This is a genomic window from bacterium, from assembly GCA_030649055.1.
Taxonomy (GTDB): Bacteria; Patescibacteriota; Minisyncoccia; order UBA6257; family JAUSGH01; genus JAUSGH01.
In genome coordinates this window covers 40,890-60,505 of record JAUSGH010000013.1, presented here as the reverse complement: position 1 = coordinate 60,505, position 19,616 = coordinate 40,890, and the positions used below count along the sequence as shown (strand labels likewise).

General features: G+C 53.5%; 24 protein-coding genes. 21 read left to right on the top strand and 3 right to left on the bottom strand.

Annotation, left to right across the window (positions count from 1 at the left end):
- The 20 genes from Q7R85_03265 to Q7R85_03170 form a co-directional block, all read left to right on the top strand.
- The coding region (locus tag Q7R85_03265; GenBank protein MDO8585113.1) for a CTP synthase at positions 1-351 on the top strand (351 nt) is incomplete at its 5' end.
- 8 nt (positions 352-359) lie between these two features.
- Entirely contained in the window at positions 360-935 is a 576-nt protein-coding gene (locus Q7R85_03260) for a DUF5715 family protein (protein ID MDO8585112.1), read from the top strand.
- A gap of 52 nt (positions 936-987) precedes the next feature.
- Complete coding sequence (locus Q7R85_03255) at positions 988-1,212, top strand: DUF167 domain-containing protein (GenBank protein MDO8585111.1); 225 nt, start codon at positions 988-990, stop codon at positions 1,210-1,212.
- 174 nt (positions 1,213-1,386) lie between these two features.
- Positions 1,387-2,094: a hypothetical protein gene (locus tag Q7R85_03250; protein MDO8585110.1), complete on the top strand. Its 708-nt coding sequence runs from the start codon at positions 1,387-1,389 to the stop codon at positions 2,092-2,094.
- 86 nt (positions 2,095-2,180) lie between these two features.
- The gene (locus tag Q7R85_03245) at positions 2,181-3,125 is read left to right on the top strand and encodes a DUF5671 domain-containing protein (GenBank protein MDO8585109.1); all 945 of its coding nucleotides are present in this window, start codon (positions 2,181-2,183) and stop codon (positions 3,123-3,125) included.
- A 2-nt stretch (positions 3,126-3,127) separates the two neighbouring features.
- Positions 3,128-4,204, top strand: a complete 1,077-nt coding sequence (locus Q7R85_03240) for a trypsin-like peptidase domain-containing protein (GenBank protein ID MDO8585108.1) — start codon at positions 3,128-3,130, stop codon at positions 4,202-4,204.
- 87 nt (positions 4,205-4,291) lie between these two features.
- Entirely contained in the window at positions 4,292-4,918 is a 627-nt protein-coding gene (locus Q7R85_03235) for a site-2 protease family protein (protein MDO8585107.1), read from the top strand.
- Between the two features lie 74 nt (positions 4,919-4,992).
- The gene (rpsL, locus tag Q7R85_03230; protein MDO8585106.1) at positions 4,993-5,415 is read left to right on the top strand and encodes a 30S ribosomal protein S12; all 423 of its coding nucleotides are present in this window, start codon (positions 4,993-4,995) and stop codon (positions 5,413-5,415) included.
- 44 nt (positions 5,416-5,459) lie between these two features.
- Complete coding sequence (gene rpsG, locus Q7R85_03225; GenBank protein MDO8585105.1) at positions 5,460-5,927, top strand: 30S ribosomal protein S7; 468 nt, start codon at positions 5,460-5,462, stop codon at positions 5,925-5,927.
- Between the two features lie 89 nt (positions 5,928-6,016).
- Positions 6,017-8,125 (top strand): elongation factor G, encoded by a 2,109-nt coding sequence (fusA, locus tag Q7R85_03220; GenBank protein MDO8585104.1) that lies wholly within the window; start codon positions 6,017-6,019, stop codon positions 8,123-8,125.
- 493 nt (positions 8,126-8,618) lie between these two features.
- Entirely contained in the window at positions 8,619-9,908 is a 1,290-nt protein-coding gene (locus Q7R85_03215) for an aminotransferase class III-fold pyridoxal phosphate-dependent enzyme (GenBank protein ID MDO8585103.1), read from the top strand.
- A gap of 569 nt (positions 9,909-10,477) precedes the next feature.
- On the top strand, positions 10,478-11,197 hold the full coding sequence (locus Q7R85_03210) for an FAD-dependent oxidoreductase (protein ID MDO8585102.1): 720 nt from the start codon (positions 10,478-10,480) through the stop codon (positions 11,195-11,197).
- Between the two features lie 110 nt (positions 11,198-11,307).
- Positions 11,308-11,619 (top strand): hypothetical protein, encoded by a 312-nt coding sequence (locus Q7R85_03205; protein MDO8585101.1) that lies wholly within the window; start codon positions 11,308-11,310, stop codon positions 11,617-11,619.
- Positions 11,620-11,696: 77 nt separating this feature from the next.
- Positions 11,697-11,975 (top strand): DUF5654 family protein, encoded by a 279-nt coding sequence (locus Q7R85_03200; GenBank protein MDO8585100.1) that lies wholly within the window; start codon positions 11,697-11,699, stop codon positions 11,973-11,975.
- 159 nt (positions 11,976-12,134) lie between these two features.
- A complete protein-coding gene (locus Q7R85_03195) occupies positions 12,135-12,917 on the top strand; it encodes a class I SAM-dependent methyltransferase (protein MDO8585099.1) in 783 nt (260 codons plus the stop codon).
- A 239-nt stretch (positions 12,918-13,156) separates the two neighbouring features.
- Positions 13,157-13,762: a PD-(D/E)XK nuclease family protein gene (locus Q7R85_03190; GenBank protein MDO8585098.1), complete on the top strand. Its 606-nt coding sequence runs from the start codon at positions 13,157-13,159 to the stop codon at positions 13,760-13,762.
- 51 nt (positions 13,763-13,813) lie between these two features.
- Complete coding sequence (locus Q7R85_03185) at positions 13,814-14,416, top strand: HAD-IA family hydrolase (protein ID MDO8585097.1); 603 nt, start codon at positions 13,814-13,816, stop codon at positions 14,414-14,416.
- Between the two features lie 73 nt (positions 14,417-14,489).
- A complete protein-coding gene (gene dinB / locus Q7R85_03180; protein MDO8585096.1) occupies positions 14,490-15,596 on the top strand; it encodes a DNA polymerase IV in 1,107 nt (368 codons plus the stop codon).
- A gap of 28 nt (positions 15,597-15,624) precedes the next feature.
- On the top strand, positions 15,625-15,864 hold the full coding sequence (locus Q7R85_03175) for a hypothetical protein (protein ID MDO8585095.1): 240 nt from the start codon (positions 15,625-15,627) through the stop codon (positions 15,862-15,864).
- Between the two features lie 103 nt (positions 15,865-15,967).
- Positions 15,968-16,792, top strand: coding sequence for a hypothetical protein (locus Q7R85_03170; protein ID MDO8585094.1), 825 nt, complete (start codon positions 15,968-15,970; stop codon positions 16,790-16,792).
- A 78-nt stretch (positions 16,793-16,870) separates the two neighbouring features.
- Here the strand turns inward: Q7R85_03170 and Q7R85_03165 are convergent, their stop codons facing one another.
- Together Q7R85_03165 and Q7R85_03160 are read right to left on the bottom strand one after the other, a co-directional pair.
- Positions 16,871-17,686: a DUF5701 family protein gene (locus tag Q7R85_03165; protein ID MDO8585093.1), complete on the bottom strand. Its 816-nt coding sequence runs from the start codon at positions 17,684-17,686 to the stop codon at positions 16,871-16,873.
- A gap of 4 nt (positions 17,687-17,690) precedes the next feature.
- Positions 17,691-18,413 (bottom strand): DUF5701 family protein, encoded by a 723-nt coding sequence (locus Q7R85_03160; GenBank protein MDO8585092.1) that lies wholly within the window; start codon positions 18,411-18,413, stop codon positions 17,691-17,693.
- Between the two features lie 140 nt (positions 18,414-18,553).
- Here Q7R85_03160 and Q7R85_03155 point away from each other — a divergent pair, with 140 nt between their 5' ends.
- Positions 18,554-18,913 (top strand): DoxX family membrane protein, encoded by a 360-nt coding sequence (locus Q7R85_03155; protein MDO8585091.1) that lies wholly within the window; start codon positions 18,554-18,556, stop codon positions 18,911-18,913.
- Positions 18,914-19,040: 127 nt separating this feature from the next.
- Here Q7R85_03155 and Q7R85_03150 read toward each other — a convergent pair whose 3' ends face one another.
- Entirely contained in the window at positions 19,041-19,607 is a 567-nt protein-coding gene (locus Q7R85_03150) for a hypothetical protein (protein ID MDO8585090.1), read from the bottom strand.
- Between the last annotated feature and the right edge of the window lie 9 nt (positions 19,608-19,616).

Genomic DNA, 19,616 nt, shown 5'->3' with positions numbered 1-19,616 from the left:
GAGCAAAAGAAAAACATGCTGGAGAAAAATTATGGCGCAACCATGCGGCTTGGTGCTTATCCGGCCGTGCTCGCGGAGAAAACAGTTGCGTATGAGGCGTACGGGCAGCAGAAAATCTCCGAGCGACATCGCCATCGCTATGAAGTAAATCCTGAATATGTTGATGCGCTGGCAAAGCATGGGTTGGTCTTTTCCGGTTCGTCCCCGAACCGCGAGTTGATGGAAATCGCCGAGCTTCCGAAATCAAAGCACCCGTTTTTTCTTGGCACGCAATTTCATCCCGAATTTAAATCCCGTCCTCTCGCTCCGCATCCATTGTTCCTTGCGTTTGTAAAAGCAGCGGCGAAGTAATCGATCGTATGAATGAACAGTTGAAGCCCGCCGTGCCCGAAACTCCGCCGGAAGAACTTGCGGAAATTTTAGCGGCGCAAAAATTGGAGGCCGAATGGTGGAAGGACGCGCCGGTGATGCAGACCGAAGCGGATATTGAGCACGCGCTTGGGAGTGGCCGCGCGGAACGGGTTATTAACGGCGCATTTTTTCGCGTTTCAGCAAACGTGCCGGAACATTTTCGCGTATTGGATAAAGAAACAAAAAAGTTGTTGGATGAATTCGCCGCCGAGTGGGGCGCGGAGCTGCAGCGTCGCAATATCAATCCGGAAGGGTTATTTTTGGTCATTTCTTCGCTTGCCAGAACTGCCGCGTATCAAGAGGAACTCCGCGTGAAGGGGTACCCGGGAGCCGAGGGTAGCACGCACACAAAACTCGGCGCGTTTGATATCGCAGTTGCGTGGTTTGAAAAAAATCGTCCCGAAGTGGCGGCGGCCGTGGAAGATATTGCCCAAAAGTTTTTTGACGAAGGCAGGATCAATTTGATCCGCGAGCATACCGTCGGCGCGTTGCACATCGCAAGAAACCCGCGCGCTTCGCGTTAGCGAGCTATTCGCATTATTGCCGAGCCCGATTCGCGTTATTCGTGATTACTCTATGAAAATCTTTGTCCACGCAAAACCGAAATCCCGCAAAGAATTCGTAGAAAAAGTTGATGATACGCACTTCATCGTTGCCGTGAAAGACCCGCCGGTGAACAACCGCGCGAACCTCGCCATCATTGACGCACTCGCCGAATATTTTGGCATCGCGCCTTCGCTTGTTTCCATCGTCAGCGGCCAAACCTCAAAGGAAAAGGTGGTGGAGATAATTGGATTGTAACCACGCATTCCTCATTCTTATGCCCCTTATTCGCGCGAATAGGCGAATAATAAAACGTCCGACTTTTCGCGCGTGATTTTGACATACAGCGGACGTCGTGCTATGCTTTTTGCAATTGCAGACGTGTAGTTTGCAAGGTACGTTTCGGTTGGGGAGGACAAAATGGAGGTCGTTATGAGTAGGACCGTGGCGGAGCCGACGGTGAACCGCGAGGCATTCTTCGCATATCTCGCGAAGGAGTCGAAGAATCCGGAGCTTGTCCTTCAGGCAAGGGAGCTCTTCGAGCCGCTGTTCCTGAAGGCGGAGGTTGGTAAGTACGACCTTTCGAGCGCGGATGCGGTGGACGCGAACGCGATCGCGGAGGCGTTCAAGGCGTCCGGGTTGTACGTCCGGCAGTTGACCTTCGTCTCCATGGGAAGTTACATTGCGTCGCGGAGGATCGTCGCCGTTATCGGCGATGTTCCCATCGCGCCTCTTGATGCGGATCTCTTCTTCGATGAGGAGGTGTGGAATGAGGCGATGGAGAACGAGATCTGCTGGGGCAGGCCGTACTACGATGCCTTGTTCTACGGCGCGCTCGGCAACGTCATCGGCAAACGTCTCGATGAGTCGTCGCTGCGCATTCCCCTCTGCGACGCTCTGAACAAGCATCTCATGGACGCGCTGGGCAAGGGCTTTCCGAAGCGCGTCGGGAATGAGCTCAAGGGGCGGTTCAGGTATAGCATCTACATCGTTCCGTTCCTTTACGCCGGCGCCGTCATCGTCGGCGACGCGACGATGGCAAAGTCGCTCGCATCGTCCATGCAGATGACCGCGAATGTCATCGTTGTCGGTGCGGATAACGACGCGTCGTTGGGAGACTGGCGCGTCATCGTCGCGTGACGATCGCATCGGTACGCAAAAGGAGGCGCATCTGCACCGCAGAGCGCCTCCTTTCCATTTATGTAAAAGTTTTCTAGAATAGAATTATGGACACCAACATTAAAAGCACCCCAAAGGACGTCTTTCTGCATATATTATCCATCGGTACGCTGTATTACGTCGCGGTGAATTTTATTACGCTGATTTGGCAATACATCAACATCTATTTTCCCGACCAACTCCAGCCGGAGTATTTTTCGGGTTACGCCGGAACCATACGTTTTGCGATGGCATCACTTATCATCGTGTATCCGGTGCATTGCTATGTGATGCGTTTGCTCTATCGCGACTATGCGGCGATCCCTGAAAAGCGCGAATTGCGCGTCAGGAAGTGGCTTGTGCATTTTACGTTGTTCGTGACCGCAATCGTCATCATCGGCGATTTGGTGACGCTCGTGTACAACTTTTTGGGTGGAGAGCTCACGGTGCGGTTCGCGCTTAAAATCGTGACGGTGTTTCTGACCACGGGCGCGATATTCATGTTTTATCTGCGCGATCTGAAAAATAAGTGGAATGAGAAATCCTTACGGTTATTTGTCGGCGCGATTATTGCCATTATACTCGTTGCGGTTATCGGCGGATTCTTCACCGCCGGATCACCGCTCCGCGCGCGATTATATCGTTTTGATGAGCGTCGCGTGAACGATTTGCAGATGACGCAAGGGCAGATTATTTACTATTGGCAGAGCAAAGGGAAATTGCCGCAAGCACTGGCGGACCTGGAAGATCCCATTTCTGGTTTCCGCGCGCCGACAGACCCTTCAACCGTCGCGATCTATGAGTATCGGACGACCGGCGAGTTGGCGTTTGAACTCTGCGCGGCGTTCGACCTCCCTTCAACCGGCGCTGTTTTGACGGGAGCGGTAAAGCCGCGGGCTGTTTATGAGCCCTATGGCGCAAACTGGGACCATGATGCGGGCCGGGTATGTTTCACGCGCGTTATTGATCCGCAGTTTTATCCCGTGTTACAGAAGGAAAAGTTTGGGATATAGCAATGAGGAATTTCGGCGTATCATTAGCGGTTGTTTTTGCCGTCGCGCTCGCCGGAAGCGGCGCATTGTCGTTTCGCATATTTACGCTGTACCAAGAGTCCGCGGCGCGTGCCAGCGCGGCGGAGCAGCGGGCGCTTGAAACGCTCTATCGTTTCGAAAAAGAACAAACCACGCTTACGCGGCGTATCAAAACATTGGAGGGCGAGAATAATGCGTTGGCAAAAACAAAGTCAGTGTTGGAAAATGATCGCGCGAAATTGAGCGAAACACTCGGCGCGCAGTCAAGATTATTGGATGTGCAAGGGCAATTATCCACGGTGCAGCAGCAGAAATTGGGCGAGCAAGGGAAAACCATCGGGACGCTAGAGACGAAAGTGGAAACCGTGAGCACTGAACTTGAACGGCTCAAAAAAATCGGCGGCGAGCCGTTGCCGAAGGATTTTATTAATTCGCTCTTGCAGGCAACGGCGCGGATTCGGTGCACGATCGCTCGCTCGGGGAACACGGTAAATTTTCGCGCCGGTTCGGGTTCGCTGTTAGGGCGTTATCCGGCGGTCGGCGACGAATTTGTGGTGATGACGAACGCGCACGTGATTGCGGATAACGAGATAACGGGCACGCCGCAGTGCGAAGTGGTCTTTGGAGATAACACGGTGTACGCCGCGGAGGTCGTAAGGCGCGTGTTTGACGATACATATGACTTCGCGCTCTTAAAACTCGGCGCCACAAAATCGCGCGTCGCGGTTCAGCCCGTGTCGTATGACGACCTGGGCATCGGGTTTTGCGAAGTGGCGGATGTGGAGATCGGCGACCGAATTACCATCGTCAGCTACCCGCGTTTTACGGGACCGGAGAACGCGGTCTCTGTTGGGTACGTCGCGAACATTTTTGAGGAAGACGCGGGGCCAATTTATGAAGGGTCCGCGATTATTGACAACGGTAGTTCCGGCGGCGTGGCCATCTTGAACAAAAAACGCTGTGCCTTGGGCATGCCCACTTGGAAAGGATTGGGCGACAAACTCGGTCTTTCATATATGCAGTCCTGGCCGCTGATGTTATCGTATAGGAGTAATCGCTAATAATGCGAATGAAGACGAAATAACGCAAATAATCGCTCCCTATTCGCATTATTTTGAAGAAGATTAGCATTATTCGCGAATACTCCCATGTTCCAACTCTTTCAACTCATTGTATTTATTTTTTCGGTCATCGTGCACGAGGTCTCGCACGGTGTGGTTGCGTTGCGCTTGGGCGACACTACCGCGAAAGATGCGGGCCGCCTGACGCTGAACCCCTTAAAGCACCTGGAACTTTTTGGTTCGTTTCTGTTGCCACTGCTCTTATATGTCGCGACAAGCGGCACCGTGGTCTTCGGCTGGGCAAAACCCGTGCCGTATGATCCGCGTCGGTTGCGCGAACCGAAGCGTGGAGCGGGCCTTATTGCCGCGGCGGGACCGTTGAGTAACATCATTGTGGCGGTCATCTTCGGCGTTTTTATCCGGCTTGCGTCATTTTCTGGCGTGCTTGCCTCAACGCCGTTGCCGCTCTTTTTCCACACCATCGTATTGATTAATATCCTGCTTGCGATTTTTAATCTTGTGCCATTGCCGCCGCTCGACGGTTCAAAAGTGCTGTTTGCGTTCCTTCCGCCACGATATAACAACATTCGCGATTTTTTGGAGCGCTACGGTTTCACGATATTGCTGCTGCTTATTTTCTTCGGCTTCCAACTTATTGAGCCGCTGATCTACGGCTTGTATCAGCTGATTGTGGGCGGCCAGGCATTATTATAGAACCCACCGAATCAGCCCTTGACTTACTTCAAGGTTTTCCTATAAGCTATAAGCTATCAGCTAAAAGCTAACTCATGCCTACAATTTCTCAATTATTGAAGCGCGGTCGTGCACCGTTGTCTAAAAAATCAAAATCGCCGGCTTTGCAGAAATATTTTAACTACGTGAAAAACCGTCCGCTTTTTACGCCCTCGCCGTTTAAGCGTGGCGTGTGTTTAAAGGTGTTTACCACGACTCCAAAAAAGCCAAACTCCGCCTTGCGCAAAGTCGCGCGCGTGCGTTTGACGAACGGTATGGAGGTCACTGCCTATATTCCGGGCGAAGGGCATAACTTGCAGGAACACTCGGTGGTGGTCATTCGTGGAGGCCGCGTGAAAGACCTTCCGGGTGTGCGCTACCACATTGTGCGCGGAAAATTGGACACTGTTGGCGTTGAAGCGCGCAAACAGCAACGGAGTAAATATGGCGCAAAGCGGAAGAAGGCAGGGGAGAAGTAAAAAGCAAGACGTAAGAAATAAGAAGTAAGAGATAAGAAGAAATTATGAGACGCAAAAGAAATTATCAGCGCGAACATGAGCCGGATGTGAAATACCAGAGCGCCGTCGTCGGACGCTTCGTTAACTATTTAATGAAGAAGGGAAAAAAGACGACCGCGGAGAAGGTGATGTACGATGCATTTGCCGAAATTCAGAAAGTAACCAAGCTGGAGCCGTTGCCGGTGTTTGAAAAAGCGCTGGAGAACGTCACGCCACTCGTGGAGGTTTCAACTCGCCGCGTTGGCGGCGCGAACTACCAGGTGCCGCGCGAGGTCAGGCCCACGCGCAAATTTATGCTTGCGGCAAAGTGGCTGATTGAGGCGGCGAAATCAAAGAAAGGAAAACCGATGGCGGCGCGATTGGCGGAGGAATTCATCCTCGCGGCAAAGAACGAAGGCAGCGCAATGAAGAAGAAGCTTGATACGCATCGTATGGCGGAAGCGAACAGGGCCTTCGCCCACTTCTCCTGGTAGAACTGCTAGCTGCGTTAGCTTATTAGCTTCCTTAGAGCGACGCGCTAAAAAGCTAATGAAGCTGATAAGCTAAAGAAGCTTTTATCGTTATGTCCCGACAATATCCCATCGACAAAGTTAGAGATATCGGCATCATCGCGCATATCGACGCAGGAAAAACAACCGTCTCTGAGCGTATTCTTTTTTATACCGGCGTGTCGCACAAAATCGGCGAAGTGCACGAGGGCGACACGGTCATGGACTGGATGGATCAGGAGCGGGAGCGCGGCATCACCATCACCTCCGCCGCGACGACCTGTTTTTGGACTGCGACGTATCGTAACGGCGACAAGGCGTTTGAACACCGCATCAACCTCATTGACACTCCCGGTCACATTGACTTCACCGTGGAGGTGAAGCGCAGCTTGCGCGTCTTGGACGGCGCCGTCGTCGTGTTTGACGGCGTTTCCGGCGTTGAACCGCAATCCGAAACTAACTGGCGCTATGCGGACGAATATGCCGTGCCGCGCATTTGCTTTATCAACAAACTGGACCGCATGGGCGCCTCATTTGAAGGAAGCTTGGCGTCTATTCGTGAACGGTTGAATCCGCACGCGATGCCGATTCAGCTGCCGATCGGTCTTGAGGGCGCGTTTGAGGGGCTTATTGATCTGATGAAGATGAAGGCCTATCACTTTGAGGGTGAGCGCGGTGAGAATATTATTGAATCTGAAATTCCGGAGCATTCTCTAGCCGAGGCGAAGAAACGCCACGGCGAATTAGTGGAGAAAATCGTGGAGCAGGAAGACGCGATGATGGCGGCATATTTGGAAGGAAAAGTTCCGCCGCTGGAAGAATTGAAGCGCATGTTGCGCATCGCGACCATCAAAGGAACCATTATTCCGGTTGTGACCGGCTCTGCCTTAAAAAACAAGGGAGTCCAGCTGATGCTTGACGCAGTCATTGACTACCTTCCGGCGCCGAGCGATGTGCCGCCGACAAGAGCGACCGATTTGAAAACCAACCTGCCCATTGAGCGTCATCCGAAAGATGAAGAGCCGTTCACGGCGTTGGCGTTTAAAATCGCCGCGGATCCGTTTGTCGGCTCGCTGACATATTTCCGCGTGTATTCCGGCGTGCTCAAAAAAGGCAGCTACATTTTGAATTCAACGAAAGACGCCCAAGAGCGCGTCGGCCGTATGGTGCGCATGCACGCCAATCATCGCGAAGACATTGACGACATTCATGCCGGAGAATTGGGCGCGTTTGTGGGTTTGAAAAATACGACAACCGGTGATACGTTGTGCGACCCAGAGCATCCGGTACTTTTGGAAAAAATAATTTTCCCTGAGCCGGTCATCGGCATCCGCATTGAACCGAACACGAAAGCCGACCAGGAAAAAATGGGACTTGCCTTGCACCGCTTGGCGGAAGAAGACCCGACGTTCCGCGTGGCGGGCGATCCGGAAACCGGTGAGACGATTATCTCCGGTATGGGTGAACTGCATCTTGAGGTGCTCGTGGAGCGCATGAAGCGCGAATTTGGCGTGGGCGCCAACGTCGGCCGGCCGCAGGTGGCGTATAAAGAAACCATCAAAGCCGAAGCCGAAGCTGAAGGAAAATATATCAAGCAGTCCGGAGGCCGCGGTCAGTACGGCCACGTGCGCATCCGAATCAAGCCATTGGAGCGCGGCAAGGGATTTGAATTTGTAAACGCCATCAAGGGAGGTTCCATTCCGCAGGAGTTTATTCCGGCAGTGGAAAAAGGCATCTCGGAAGCCATTGATCGCGGTGTCATCGCCGGCTACAAGTTTGTGGATGTGGAAGTTGAGCTTTATGACGGTTCCTACCACGAAGTGGACTCAGGCGAGGCCGCGTTTAAAATTGCCGGTTCCATGGCGTTCCAGTCGGCTGTGAGGCGTGCGAGCCCGATTTTGCTTGAGCCGATCATGAAAGTGCAGGTGCTTGTCCCCGCGAATTACATGGGTGACGTCACCGGCGACATCAGCTCGAAGCGTGGCAAAATTGAAAACATGAGCGACCGCATCAACATCAAAGTGATTGACTCCATGGTGCCGCTCGCCGAAATGTTCGGTTACGCCACGAAACTTCGCTCCATGACGCAAGGCAGAGGCAACTTTACGATGGAGTTTGATCATTATGAGGAAGTCCCTGGGAATATAGCACTTGGCATTATTGAGGGCAGAGCAAAAAAGTAATTGTGGCCCTTCGATAGACTCAGGGACTATGATTTGAGTTCCTGAACTTGTTGAAGGACAACCTTATGTTAAAATGCTGCGACCCAGTCGCCTAAGGCGACTGGGTCGTTGCGGTCTACGGGAACTTGAGCAGCTTCTTGCAGCTCGGGTTGGGGCAGAAGAATGTACTGCCGTCGCCGTCGTAGTTGGGCTTGAAGCAGGCGTTGCAACATTTCTTCATGCACCCAGGGCAGCGCCAGTTTTCTACGTTCGTATGCGTGCTGCTGCTAAGATCAGCTGGAGTGCCGCAATTTCCGCACTGTTCCGGCGGACAAAGCAGTGTCGGCTCCTCGATTGCGTCGTTCATGAGTTATCCTCCAACAGGAAACCATTCTATCATAAACATATCTCTACCGCGCGAATTTGTATATACTGTTGCATTTTAGCCGTTATTTTTATATGATATAGGCAGTTCACGCCGCTAATTGTGGCGGCGCCATTAAGGAGACGCGCAATGCTGCGTCAGCTCAGTCCCGCCGAGATCTATCGCCTCGGCAAGAAGCACGTCGTGAACACGACGATCGACAGCGACCTCGTTCCGCTTTATGGGGAAGGGTCGCGCATCTGGGGCGTGCTCGCGGAAAGCGGGCAGCAGGTGGAGCTCATTGACTTCTGCTCCGGCATCGGTGTGACGCCGCTTGGGCACGACGGGAAGCTCCTCATGATTCCCGGCAACGAGTGGTTCAACAACGCCGAGGTGCAGCTGGCAGAGAAGCTCTGCGCTATCACGCCCGGCAAGCACCCGAAAAAGGTGTTCTTCGGCAACTCGGGCGCCGAGAGCGTGGAAGCGGCGGTGAAGATGTGCCTGGCACGCCGCTACCATGAGTACATGGCGGTGTACGGCGACGAAGCGGAAGAGCGTCTCCGGGGGAAGCGGGTGTTCTGCGCGTTCGGAGGAGCGTTCCACGGACGCACGGGCTTCGCGCTGTCGCTCAACTGCAGCAAGAAGAAGCACACCGAGGCGTTCTTCCTGGACCGCGGCGACCTCTCGGTGGGTATGAAGGTGAAAGAGGATCGGGCAATTCCTGTTCGGCACCTCCCGTTCCCCGAGCGTAACAATCCGGAGAGCATCGCCGCATTCAAGGAGATGCTGAAATTGCAGCCCTTCGCGGATGCGACGGCGATGTTTGTGGAGCTCATTCAGGGCGAGGGCGGCATCCGCGTTATGGACGAGGACTGCCTGCAACTGCTCGTCGCGGAGTGCCGGAAGCACGATGTTTACCTCGTGGTGGACGAAGTGCAGACCGGCATGATGAGGACCGGCAGGATGTTCGCCTGCGAGTACTTCAGGGTCGGAGACGGCTTCCTGGAACCGGACATCATCTGCCTCAGCAAGGCGTTGGGGGGAGGGCGTGCTCCCATCGGCGCAACGATTGCGCGGGCGGAGTTTGACTTCCCGATTCCCGGGGAGCACTCCAATACCTTTGGTGGGAATGCCTTTGCCACGGAAGCGGCATTCAACATCATTGAGCAGTTGGAAGCGCTCAACAGGGAAGACCTCACGAGGCGCATCGTACTGCTTGCGGAGTTCGCTCCGGAAGGACTCGGGCTCATGCGGCGCATCGTGTTCCGGACGGTAGAAGAGCGCAATGCTGTGGCGGAACGGGCGCGGAAGCACCCGGAGCTCGGAGTGTCCATCATTTCCGCGGGGGAACTAGCGCTTCGGTGTATGGTGCCGGTGAACATCAGTACGAAGGACCTTGCGAAAGGCATCAAGATTCTTCGTCGCTGCATGGCGAAGTAGCATACACGTTCGTATCAAAGGCCGTACCACAAGTGTGGTACGGCCTTTCCTCGTTGACTTCAGGGGGGTATTGACAACCTCGCCCGCCTCTGCTATACTGGCTGTTAGTAAGAGTGAAAGGGAAAAACGAGTGCTTATGGGAGGCAGGCGATTGTGGCGGGTATTGCCAGGCACATTTGGTGGTGTAGCCACCGGCGAAAGCATGGTGGTTCAATATCGCTGATGTGCTGAGAGCAGCCAACGCGCACGTCTGCCTCCCCAAGCTTCGGGCGCACACGCTGTTGTTTAAGCGGAACGGCAAACTTCTTGCGGGATTCATCAGATCTCGTGAGAGGAATGTCAGACTTCTTAGACGATAGAGTGCCAGCCCAAGGGTAGGCCGGGAAGAGCATTGATCGCGCCGCGCTTTACCGCAGAGCGCAGATCTGCCACCCGACCTACCCTCGCTTTCAACTCATTCTTTGGTTCTCAATTAGGAGGCGGCAGAGATGCCACCCTAGCATGAAAGCGGCCCGTTGTCCTTGTGATGACGGGCCCTTTTCTTTTTGTAAAGAGGATATAATCAATGTATGGAAGCCGGAGATACAAAAATCGTTTTACGGGAACGCAAAGAAGTTGCCGACGGCACGACGGTGTTTTGGTTTGAGGTGCCGGCAGAGTTTTCATTTCACGCCGGACAATGGGTAGACATCACGTTGATGAACCCCAAATATCGGGACGATGGAGGAGTGACGCGCACGCTTTCTATTGCCAGCTCGCCACATGATAAAGAGAAATTTATGATCGTGATACGCAATGGCAAGAGTGCCTTTAAGCGCAACTTGCGCGATCTTGCCATTGGCGCGGAAGTGCGGCTCACCGGCATCGGCGGTTCATTTGTGCTTCCGGAAAAATCAGACCGTCCTATTATCATGATTGCGGGCGGCATCGGCATCGCGCCAATGCGGGGCATGATTGAATGGGCGACGCATGAAAAGTTGTCCCATCGCATCGCGCTTTTTTATTCCAACCGCACCGCCGGCGAGTCCGCGTTTTTAAATGAACTGCGCGCATGGGAAAATGAAAATTTCAAACTCATTGCGACGTTGACGGAGGGATTTGATCCGACATGGAAGGGGGAGCGCGGCCGCATTGATGAAAAAATGGTTGCAAAGTATGCGCCGGATTTTTCAACCGCGCGTTTTTACATCGCCGGTCCGCCGGCAATGGTCGCTGCAACGTGGCAGATGCTGGTAGCGATGGGCGTTGATGATGGCGCGATAAAAACCGAAGAGTTTTCGGGTTATTAACACCCCCACTATCCTCGGACTGTAGGTCTGTTATATTAAAGAAAGTTCGCAAAGCGCAGGTGGTCTGATGTTTTGCAAGTCGTAACCGCTATTCAGAAGGAGGTACTTCAATGAATAGCACCATGGTTTTCCTCGCCGCCGTAACGCTGGGTACGGGCGAGTGGGCCGTCGCAGTCGTTCTGGTCCTCGTGGCGGTGCTTCTCGGCTTCCTCATCGCGAAGGGCGTGAAGGTCTTCAAGGCGTCGGTGGGCACGTGGGACACGATGCTCACGAGTGCCATGCTTGTGCTCGCGCTCGTCGGGACCTTGAGTGCGGGTGCGTGGCTGCTCTGCCGCACGAAGCCCGAACTCACGAAGCTCCTGGAGGCGGTTTCCTCCGCAACGGCTCCGGCGCCGGCCGAGTCCGTTCCCGCGGGCAAGTAACTATGTGCCCGCACATCTTCATCGCCCCCTCATGACTTCGGTCGTGTGTGGGGCGATGCTATTGAAAGGAGTTTATTGTGAATGAAAAGAAGGACGATCTCGTGGATGGCGTGAAGCGTCTGGGCGGAGAAGTGCGTAAGGTAAGTAATAGCACGGCGCTTGCTATTGCGGCGGCGATTGGCGTTGTGGCGGCGCTGGGGTGGAACGAGGCGATGAAAGCCATCTTTGCCCTGTTCCTCAGTGCTGAGGCGACGCCTGCAGTGCTTGTCGGGTACGCGATCTTTGCGACGGTTGTCGCTATGCTTGTCGGAAAGTGGGCAAAGAAGGAGGATGCGCAGGCGGCAAGCGCCAGCTGAGGATGAAGCTGAAAGATGAAGTAATCCGCGCGTCGCGCGGGTAAAAAGAAGAACGTCGCGGTTGCCTTCGGGCATCCGCGACGTTTTGCCTTTAAAACCAAAACGGTCGCCTCCGGAGACTGTTTTGCGTTTTGGGGTGTATTTCGGTATTGTAGAAGTATGTTTCGTAAACAGATAGGAAAACCCGCCGCAAAAACCTCCTGGGAACGCCACGGCAAGTGGTACTCTAAAGTGGTTGAAGAGTCTGGTAGTTACCAAAAGGAAGTCATTCTTCCCGGTGTGTTGACGCTGTTAGATTTGCATAAAGGTGAAGACATTTTGGATATCGGCTGTGGCGAAGGATTTTTTGCGCGCGAATTTCATAGATTAGGCGCGAACGTGCTGGGTGTTGATGCCTCGCCCGAGCTTATTGCCATCGCGAAAAAGAAATCTCCTCCGGAAGCGCTCTATAAAGTTGCCGACGCGGCAAATTTGAGTTTCTTAAACGTCGGCGCGTTTGACGCGGCGGTGATGATTCTTGCGTTGCAGAACATGGAGCGCATGGACGCAGTGCTGAAAGAAGCCCGCCGCGTGTTGGCGCCTAAGGGTCGGCTTGTTATCGTGCTCAATCATCCCACGTTTCGCATCCCGAAGCTTTCCGCTTGGGGATGGGATGAGGCGCAAAAATTGCAGTACCGCCGAATGAACGCGTACATGACAGAGTTGAAAGTGCCGATTGAAATGCACCCGGGCGAGCGTACAAAAGAAGTCACATGGTCATTCCACCGTCCGCTGCAGTCATACGTGAAGGCATTGCGTAACGCCGGCTTCGCGGTGACCGATTGCCAGGAATGGATTTCGCATAAAGTGAGTGAACGTGGGCCTCGCGCAAAAGCCGAAGACCGCGCCCGGAAAGAAATCCCACTTTTCCTCGCGCTTAAGGCAGAACCGCGAAATGTCTAATTTCCAATTTCTAATTAAGGTATCGCTTCGACGAGCTCAGCGAGTAAAAAATATTTTATTTCCTGAGCGAAGCGAAGCGGAGTCGAAGGAATACAATAATTAGATATTAGATATTAGATATTTGAAATTAGAAATTGGAGGCAGCTATTCCTCGCAAAATATCACATAACTTCATGACTAAATTATCTAGATCAAAGATAGAATTATCCCTAGAGTGTCCGCGCTGTTTTTGGCTGGATATGACAAAAGGCGTGAAACGCCCGCCGGGATTTCCGTTTACGTTAAATCTCGCCGTTGACACGATGCTGAAGCGCGAGTTTGATGAACACCGCGAGGCGGGCACCGCGCACCGCATCATCAAAGAAAATAACATTGACGCGATTCCGTACAATTGTCCGGAGATTAACACATGGCGACACAATTTTACCGGCGTGCAGGTGGAGCACAAAGCCACGGATTTTTTGGTCTACGGCGCGGTGGACGACATCTGGATTAATTCCAAGAAAGAGTTGATGGTGGTGGACTACAAGGCCACTGGTGCAAAAGAGCATTCTATTTATGACAGTTATCGCCGCCAAATGGAGATTTATCAGTGGCTTTTGCGGACGCGCGGCGAGAAAGTTTCTGACACCGGCTATTTTCTTTTTTGCAAAGTGAATAAAGAAAAAGGTTTTGCCGATACAAAAATGTCGTTTGATGTATACCTGGAACCGATGAAAGGGGATAGCTCGTGGGTGGAGGGCGCGATTTTAAACGCGCGGAAGTTGTATGATGGAGGTATGCCCCCAGCCGGAGCGGAATGCGACTATTGCCCGTACGTGGAAGCGCGAGAGAAGGTGACTTAGCCCATTCGCGTTATTTCTATTTGCGATTCGCGATATTCGTGAATACTATACATGATTAAAGCAGTCATCCTTGACTTAAACGGGGTCTTCGTCACGAGTCAGAAACTTTCAGAGCGGTTTCGGGATTATTTGGGCGTACCGGAGGCACAATTTTTGCCGGTGCTTGAGGAGTCGCTTGGGAAGATGCGGTTGCCGGGCGCGGGCGACGGGTACGCGTATTTTGAGCCGCACCTCAAGGCATGGGGCACGGTACTTCCGCCGAAATTGTTTTGGAATTTTTGGTTTGACCCCGAGGAGGCGGTGCCGGAAATTGTGGGGCTTGTCGAGGCGGTGCGCGAACACGGCGCGAAAGTTGTCATACTTTCCAATAACTTTAAGGAACGCACGGATTACTACGATCATCAATTCCCGTTTTTACGGTCATTGACTGATGCCGTCTATTACTCATGGCAAACGGGGTTCGTGAAGTCCGATGCGCGCGCGTATCAAAAGGTTCTTGCGGATTTCAACCTGCAACCTTCAGAAGTTCTCTTTTTTGATGACGGTAAAGAAAACATCGCGGTCGCGAAGAGTTTGGGCATCAACGCGTTCTTTTTCGAGGGTATTGCCGCCACGCGGGAGGTGCTGAAGAAGTTTTTAGGATTGTCATTCTGAGACCGCAGCGGCTGGCGAAGAATCTCTTGTTGCCTGATGAGAGATGCTTCGCTATGCTCAGCATGACATGAGCATGAGAATTATTTTACACCTTGATATGGACGCGTTTTTCGCGTCGGTGGAAGAACGCGATAAGCCGTGGCTCAAAGGGAAACCCATCGTCGTTGGCGCGGATCCGAAAGATGGAGGCGGACGCGGTGTTGTTTCAACCGCAAACTACGCGGCGCGCAAATACGGCATTCATTCCGCGTTGCCGATTTCCACGGCGTGGCGACTTTCCGAACAGGCAAGGAGCGAAGGTAAGTCGCCGGCGGTTTTTTTGGCGGGTACATATCATAAATACAGCGAAACATCCGCGCGGATTATGGATATCATGCGCCGCTACGTAGATAAGCTGGAGCCCGCGAGCATAGATGAAGCGTATGCCGACGTTTCAAGCGCCGGAAGTTACGCGAAGGCAAAAACTATCGCGGGAAAAATAAAAAAAGAAATTGCCGCGAAAGAAAAGCTGACGTGTTCCGTCGGTATCGCGCCGAATAAACTTATCTCAAAAATCGCGGCGGGAAGCCATAAGCCCAACGGCCTTACGGTCATAACAGAAGTAGAGGCGCAAAAGTTTTTAGACCCATTGCCCGCAAAAGAAATCCCGGGTATCGGGCCGAAGAGCGCGGCAATGTTGGAGCAACGTGGCATCCGAACCATCGCTGAACTCCGCGGTGTCGGCGCGGAGAAACTGACGGACTGGTTCGGTAAGTGGGGGAGTGAGATGAATGAAAAAGCAAACGGCCGCGATGATAGTCCGGTGGTAGAGGGATATGAAACAAAATCCATCGGCGAACAGGAAACATTTGAGGTTGATACGCGCGACGCGACGTTATTGCTCGGCCGGTTGAGGGCGATGTGTCTTGCGGTCGCGACGCGCGCGACGCGCGAGGGATTTCAATGGAAAACGGTTTCAATCACGGTGCGATTCGGGGATTTTAAGACTGTCAGCCGTGCATATACTATGAAGCGGTATGCATCTAACGCAAAGACGCTGGAACTTGAAGCGGTGCGATTATTTTTGCCGTTTTTGGACGCGCGTGAGAACCCGAAGAAAAAACTAATTCGGCTTTTAGGCGTGCGCGTGGAGCATCTGGTTGTTTCACCGCAAGACCTTTTCCACAGAAATAGTTTGTGAAAAAAAATATTGGCGCTATGATGAAGACATGGAACGGCGTCAGCGCATCACATTTATGACCGCGTTGCTTCTTCTGGGGGCGAGTTTTTTATACACATACGTGCCGGCGCATTATCTTGCCGAAGACGTTCAACCGTACGCGGAACTTGACGAGATTGACTTGGGCTCCGGATTACAGGATGAAGCGGCGTTGCTCGGCTCTGATGAGAAAAGTAACTCCGCGGATTACACGGCGTCGGCGCTTGACGTGTTGACCGGAGAAGAATAGCGCGACGGCATTCTGCCGCTGTTGGCGCGTTGATTTTTTGTTGTTTCTGTGCGATAGTTGAGGCAGTTTAGCGTGGCATCAAAATTGCAAAGGAGTGCGAGTTATGGTGGATGTCGATAAGACGTATCTCATCCTCGGCGCGATTAGCATATTTCTCATCGCGTCGTTTTGGGGAAGGGTAGCGCTCTGGAACATCTACCTCTACGCGCGTTATTCGTGGTGGAGGGTGAAGGGCGGCGTGCAACAGTTGCTCGACATGACAGGGAAGAAGTCGTTGCATGAGCTCTTTAACATCGCCGAGAATGTCCTCCGTACCTATAGCGATGAATGCCATTACTGGACGCACTTTCCGGACTTGGCGTATGATGATGCGCCAAAGAGGTGCGTCGCGGTTGGTGACGTCATCCCGGTCGGTGACTTACGGCATCGCGATCTCTTTGCTTCTGCGCTGGATTTGCAGAGCGAAAAGGACGCGACGCTGCTCGCGGTGTGTTTCCGTTATGCGGCAACCGCCAGGGGAGCTGACGCGCGGTTCTTCTGTCACCGGCGTATGTCGCTCGCATTCACCGCGTTCCTGGTGTGGGAGCTTGGATTCAACCAGTGTCCTATCTGTCGGACGCCGCATAACAACATGTCACAGCGTTGGTCGCGGTCCATGGACGCTGCGGCAGTGCGGGAAGTTGCGCGGATGGAGCGCCGTTTCACCAAGAAAGCCGGTGAAGTTGGCGCAGAGCTCTTCGCGCCGGAAAGTCGTGGCGATTCGGGGTCGGGGGTGTTTTGTCCCGTGAAGAGAAACGTCGCGCACCTTGATGTGTACTTCGGAGAGCCGCATGCGTTGCAGTTGTGCTCCGAAGCAGACGAACAGAGTCTTCACCCCGTGCATTTTGAGGTCATCGTGCTGGCGCTTGGTGACGAAAAGAAGAAATAGCTACCGCGCCGGAAAGCAAAATTCCCCGGGTCGCCTCAGGCGACTCGGGGAATTTTCGTTTTACGCGCGACTCTAGTTTCATTCCGCTTCGCACGAGGGGAACAAGAATCGCGAGTAGTTTGGTGTCATGTCCCGTCGGATGACGGGGGTGAAGTAGCCGCGGGCGAATCCGTCTCCCTGGTGCTTGCGCACCTTGAACGTGATAAATTCCTCCGCGGTGTTGTCACAGGGACACGCACCGCCGTAGCTCGCCCCGAGGAAGACGACGCGACCGAAAGCGAAACGTTCGCGGTAGTCCTCGTTTATGCCACGATTGCATTTCATGACATCGGGGTACTGGGCGAGAAGCGCGATACCTTCGGCGAAGGTGAGTCCGCGCCGATGCATGTTTTTCAAGTCATTTTCCGCGCCATGCACCGATGTGGTGTATGTATCCGCTCCCGGATTCACGTTGAAGAGGATGTACGGACGTTGCAGCGCTGGGCTATCGGCGATGTCTTGGACGCGGGAGAGTTCAAATTGCGGCGCATCCGATTTCACGCCGTCAATCATCACGCGTGTCGCTTGCCAGCGGAGCGGCGCGCAGTTCCGCGGAACGACGATGAGCATCGGAATGTTCCCGTCGTCTACCCACACCGGCGTTGTTTTGAAGAGTTCCTCGTAGACGGATTTGTAGGGACTCCATGGTTGCCGATCCGCCTTGAACCGCTCTTCGAAGAGGGAGTCGCCGCCGAACATTGCGGGGTATCCCAACGCGCGCAGTCGCGCAACTTGCGCGATATAGCGCGTTTTAAGATCCTCGGCCTCCCACATACGGCCACTGGGTCTTTCGTCGGCGTTTACGCCTATCATCGCGATGAAGAGCATAAACGCGCATCGCATGTTGTAATGCATGGTTCTACTCCCGGCATGTAGGGAACTGGATGTGCCTGTACCAATCGCCGCTTCTGGGATTGTTGAGTAGTGTCCAATCCGTCATGCTCACATACGGGTGGTACGGACGAGCATTTTCCAAGTTCCAATACGCGCACATAGTGCCGCGCTTGGGGTCGTCGATCATGGTGCCGAACGCGGCAACCTTCGTTTTTGAGAGGAGTTCGGGATGCTGGACAAGGAACGACACGCACTCGAGGAGTGTGAGTCCTCTGCGATGCGCCGTAGCGAGTCCGACGGCAACGTCGCAAATCCATTGGTTCGCGGTGGCATCGCCCGCATCAATGTCATAGCAGAGATACGGCTCACGTGGCGTCGTGAATGTTCCGTTGTTTTTCATTTCTACATTCTCGCGGAATGCGAACTCCAGCGGAATGTTGCACGCCTCGCCCGATGGCGTGATAATTTGGCGTACTTGCCATGCAAGCGGAGCGTCGTTCTCGGGGATGACGATGAGGAATGTGTATTCCGGTTTTGCCGGCACATACTGCACCGCCTCCGCCCGGAGTTTTGCCATCGTCTCGTCAAAGATCTTTGACTCCCCGAACATCTTCGGATAGCCGCGTTCCGTGAGCCGCGCCACCTGCGCGTCGAATGCCTTGCCGAGCGCCTCCGGCGTCGGTCCGCCTTCCGCGAACACATATGTCGTAGAAAGCCCCAATAGCACAAGAGCAAATCGGTGCAACATGATGCAATCTCCTTCGTGTTGAGGTTAGGAACAAGGGGCGGCATGATCCGCCTATTACTGCGCTCAGTATAAAACTTTTACACGGATCCTGTCCAGACCGGTAATTGACTCACGCGGAAGGCGGGGATATGTTGAATATAATGTCAAAGATCACTCAAGCGAGATGGTTGTTGCGTGTCGCGCTGGCATTTGTATTTTTTTACGCGGCGATACAGAGTATCCGCGTGCCGGAGGCGTGGGTAGATTGGATTCCGCGATTTGTGGTGGCGTTGAGCCCCGTCTCTCCGACGCTGCTTTTGGATGGCGCATCAATCGCGCAGATCGGATTGGGATTGTGGCTGCTCTCCGGCCGTAACCTGCGTTGGGCCGCGGGGTTTGCGGCGCTGTTCCTCTTTTCGGTGACGGTGTTTAATCTGCGGTTTATGGACGTGGTGTTCCGCGATTTTTCGCTTGGCCTTGCCGCGCTTGCGCTTGTAGTCCTTGCACCGGACGAATCGTAGATACGCTTATGGGACCTACGCAATTAGCGTCATTCCCGTGAAAACGGGAATCCAGAGCATTAAAAACGGCTTATTACTGGATTCCCGCCTCCGCGGGAATGACAAAAAAGCGCGAAATGCGTAAGTTCTAGCTTAGTAGTTTTTTTCGGAAGCGGAGCAATAACGCTCCGACAATAAAGCCGCCGAGGACATCCAGTGCCAAGTCTGCCATGGAGTCATTTAAACTTGGTTGCGCTTTTTGGGCCGTGTACCAAACGCCCACGGTGTTATCCAGCGCCCATTCAAAAAGTTCCCAGCCAATGCCCAGCAATGCCGCGGCGCCGATAATAAAAAGGAGCGCTCGCGCGGGGTCAAGCGCGAGGGTGCGGTTGTTGGTGAGCGCGAGGAGTGCCCACCATCCGACGGCCGCGCCTCCGGCAAAATGCATCAACGTATCAAAGAAAGCAAGCGAGGGCTGATAAAAAAGTTCGAGCGCGACAAATATAATGTTAGTGGTAAAAAGAAGCGTAAGCGCGAACTCCCACCGGTCCGCTTCGCGCGACTCTTCAATTAAAATATGGCGGCGCAGCTTAAAGCCAAGCGTGCCAAGGGTAATCGCGAGGACGATAAGCGCGTCTCCGGTGTGGCCGATATAAAACGTATAGAGGGCGGTAATCGCCGCTGCAAGACGCATGATGTCAGCGAGAAGTCTCATGAATCTTAG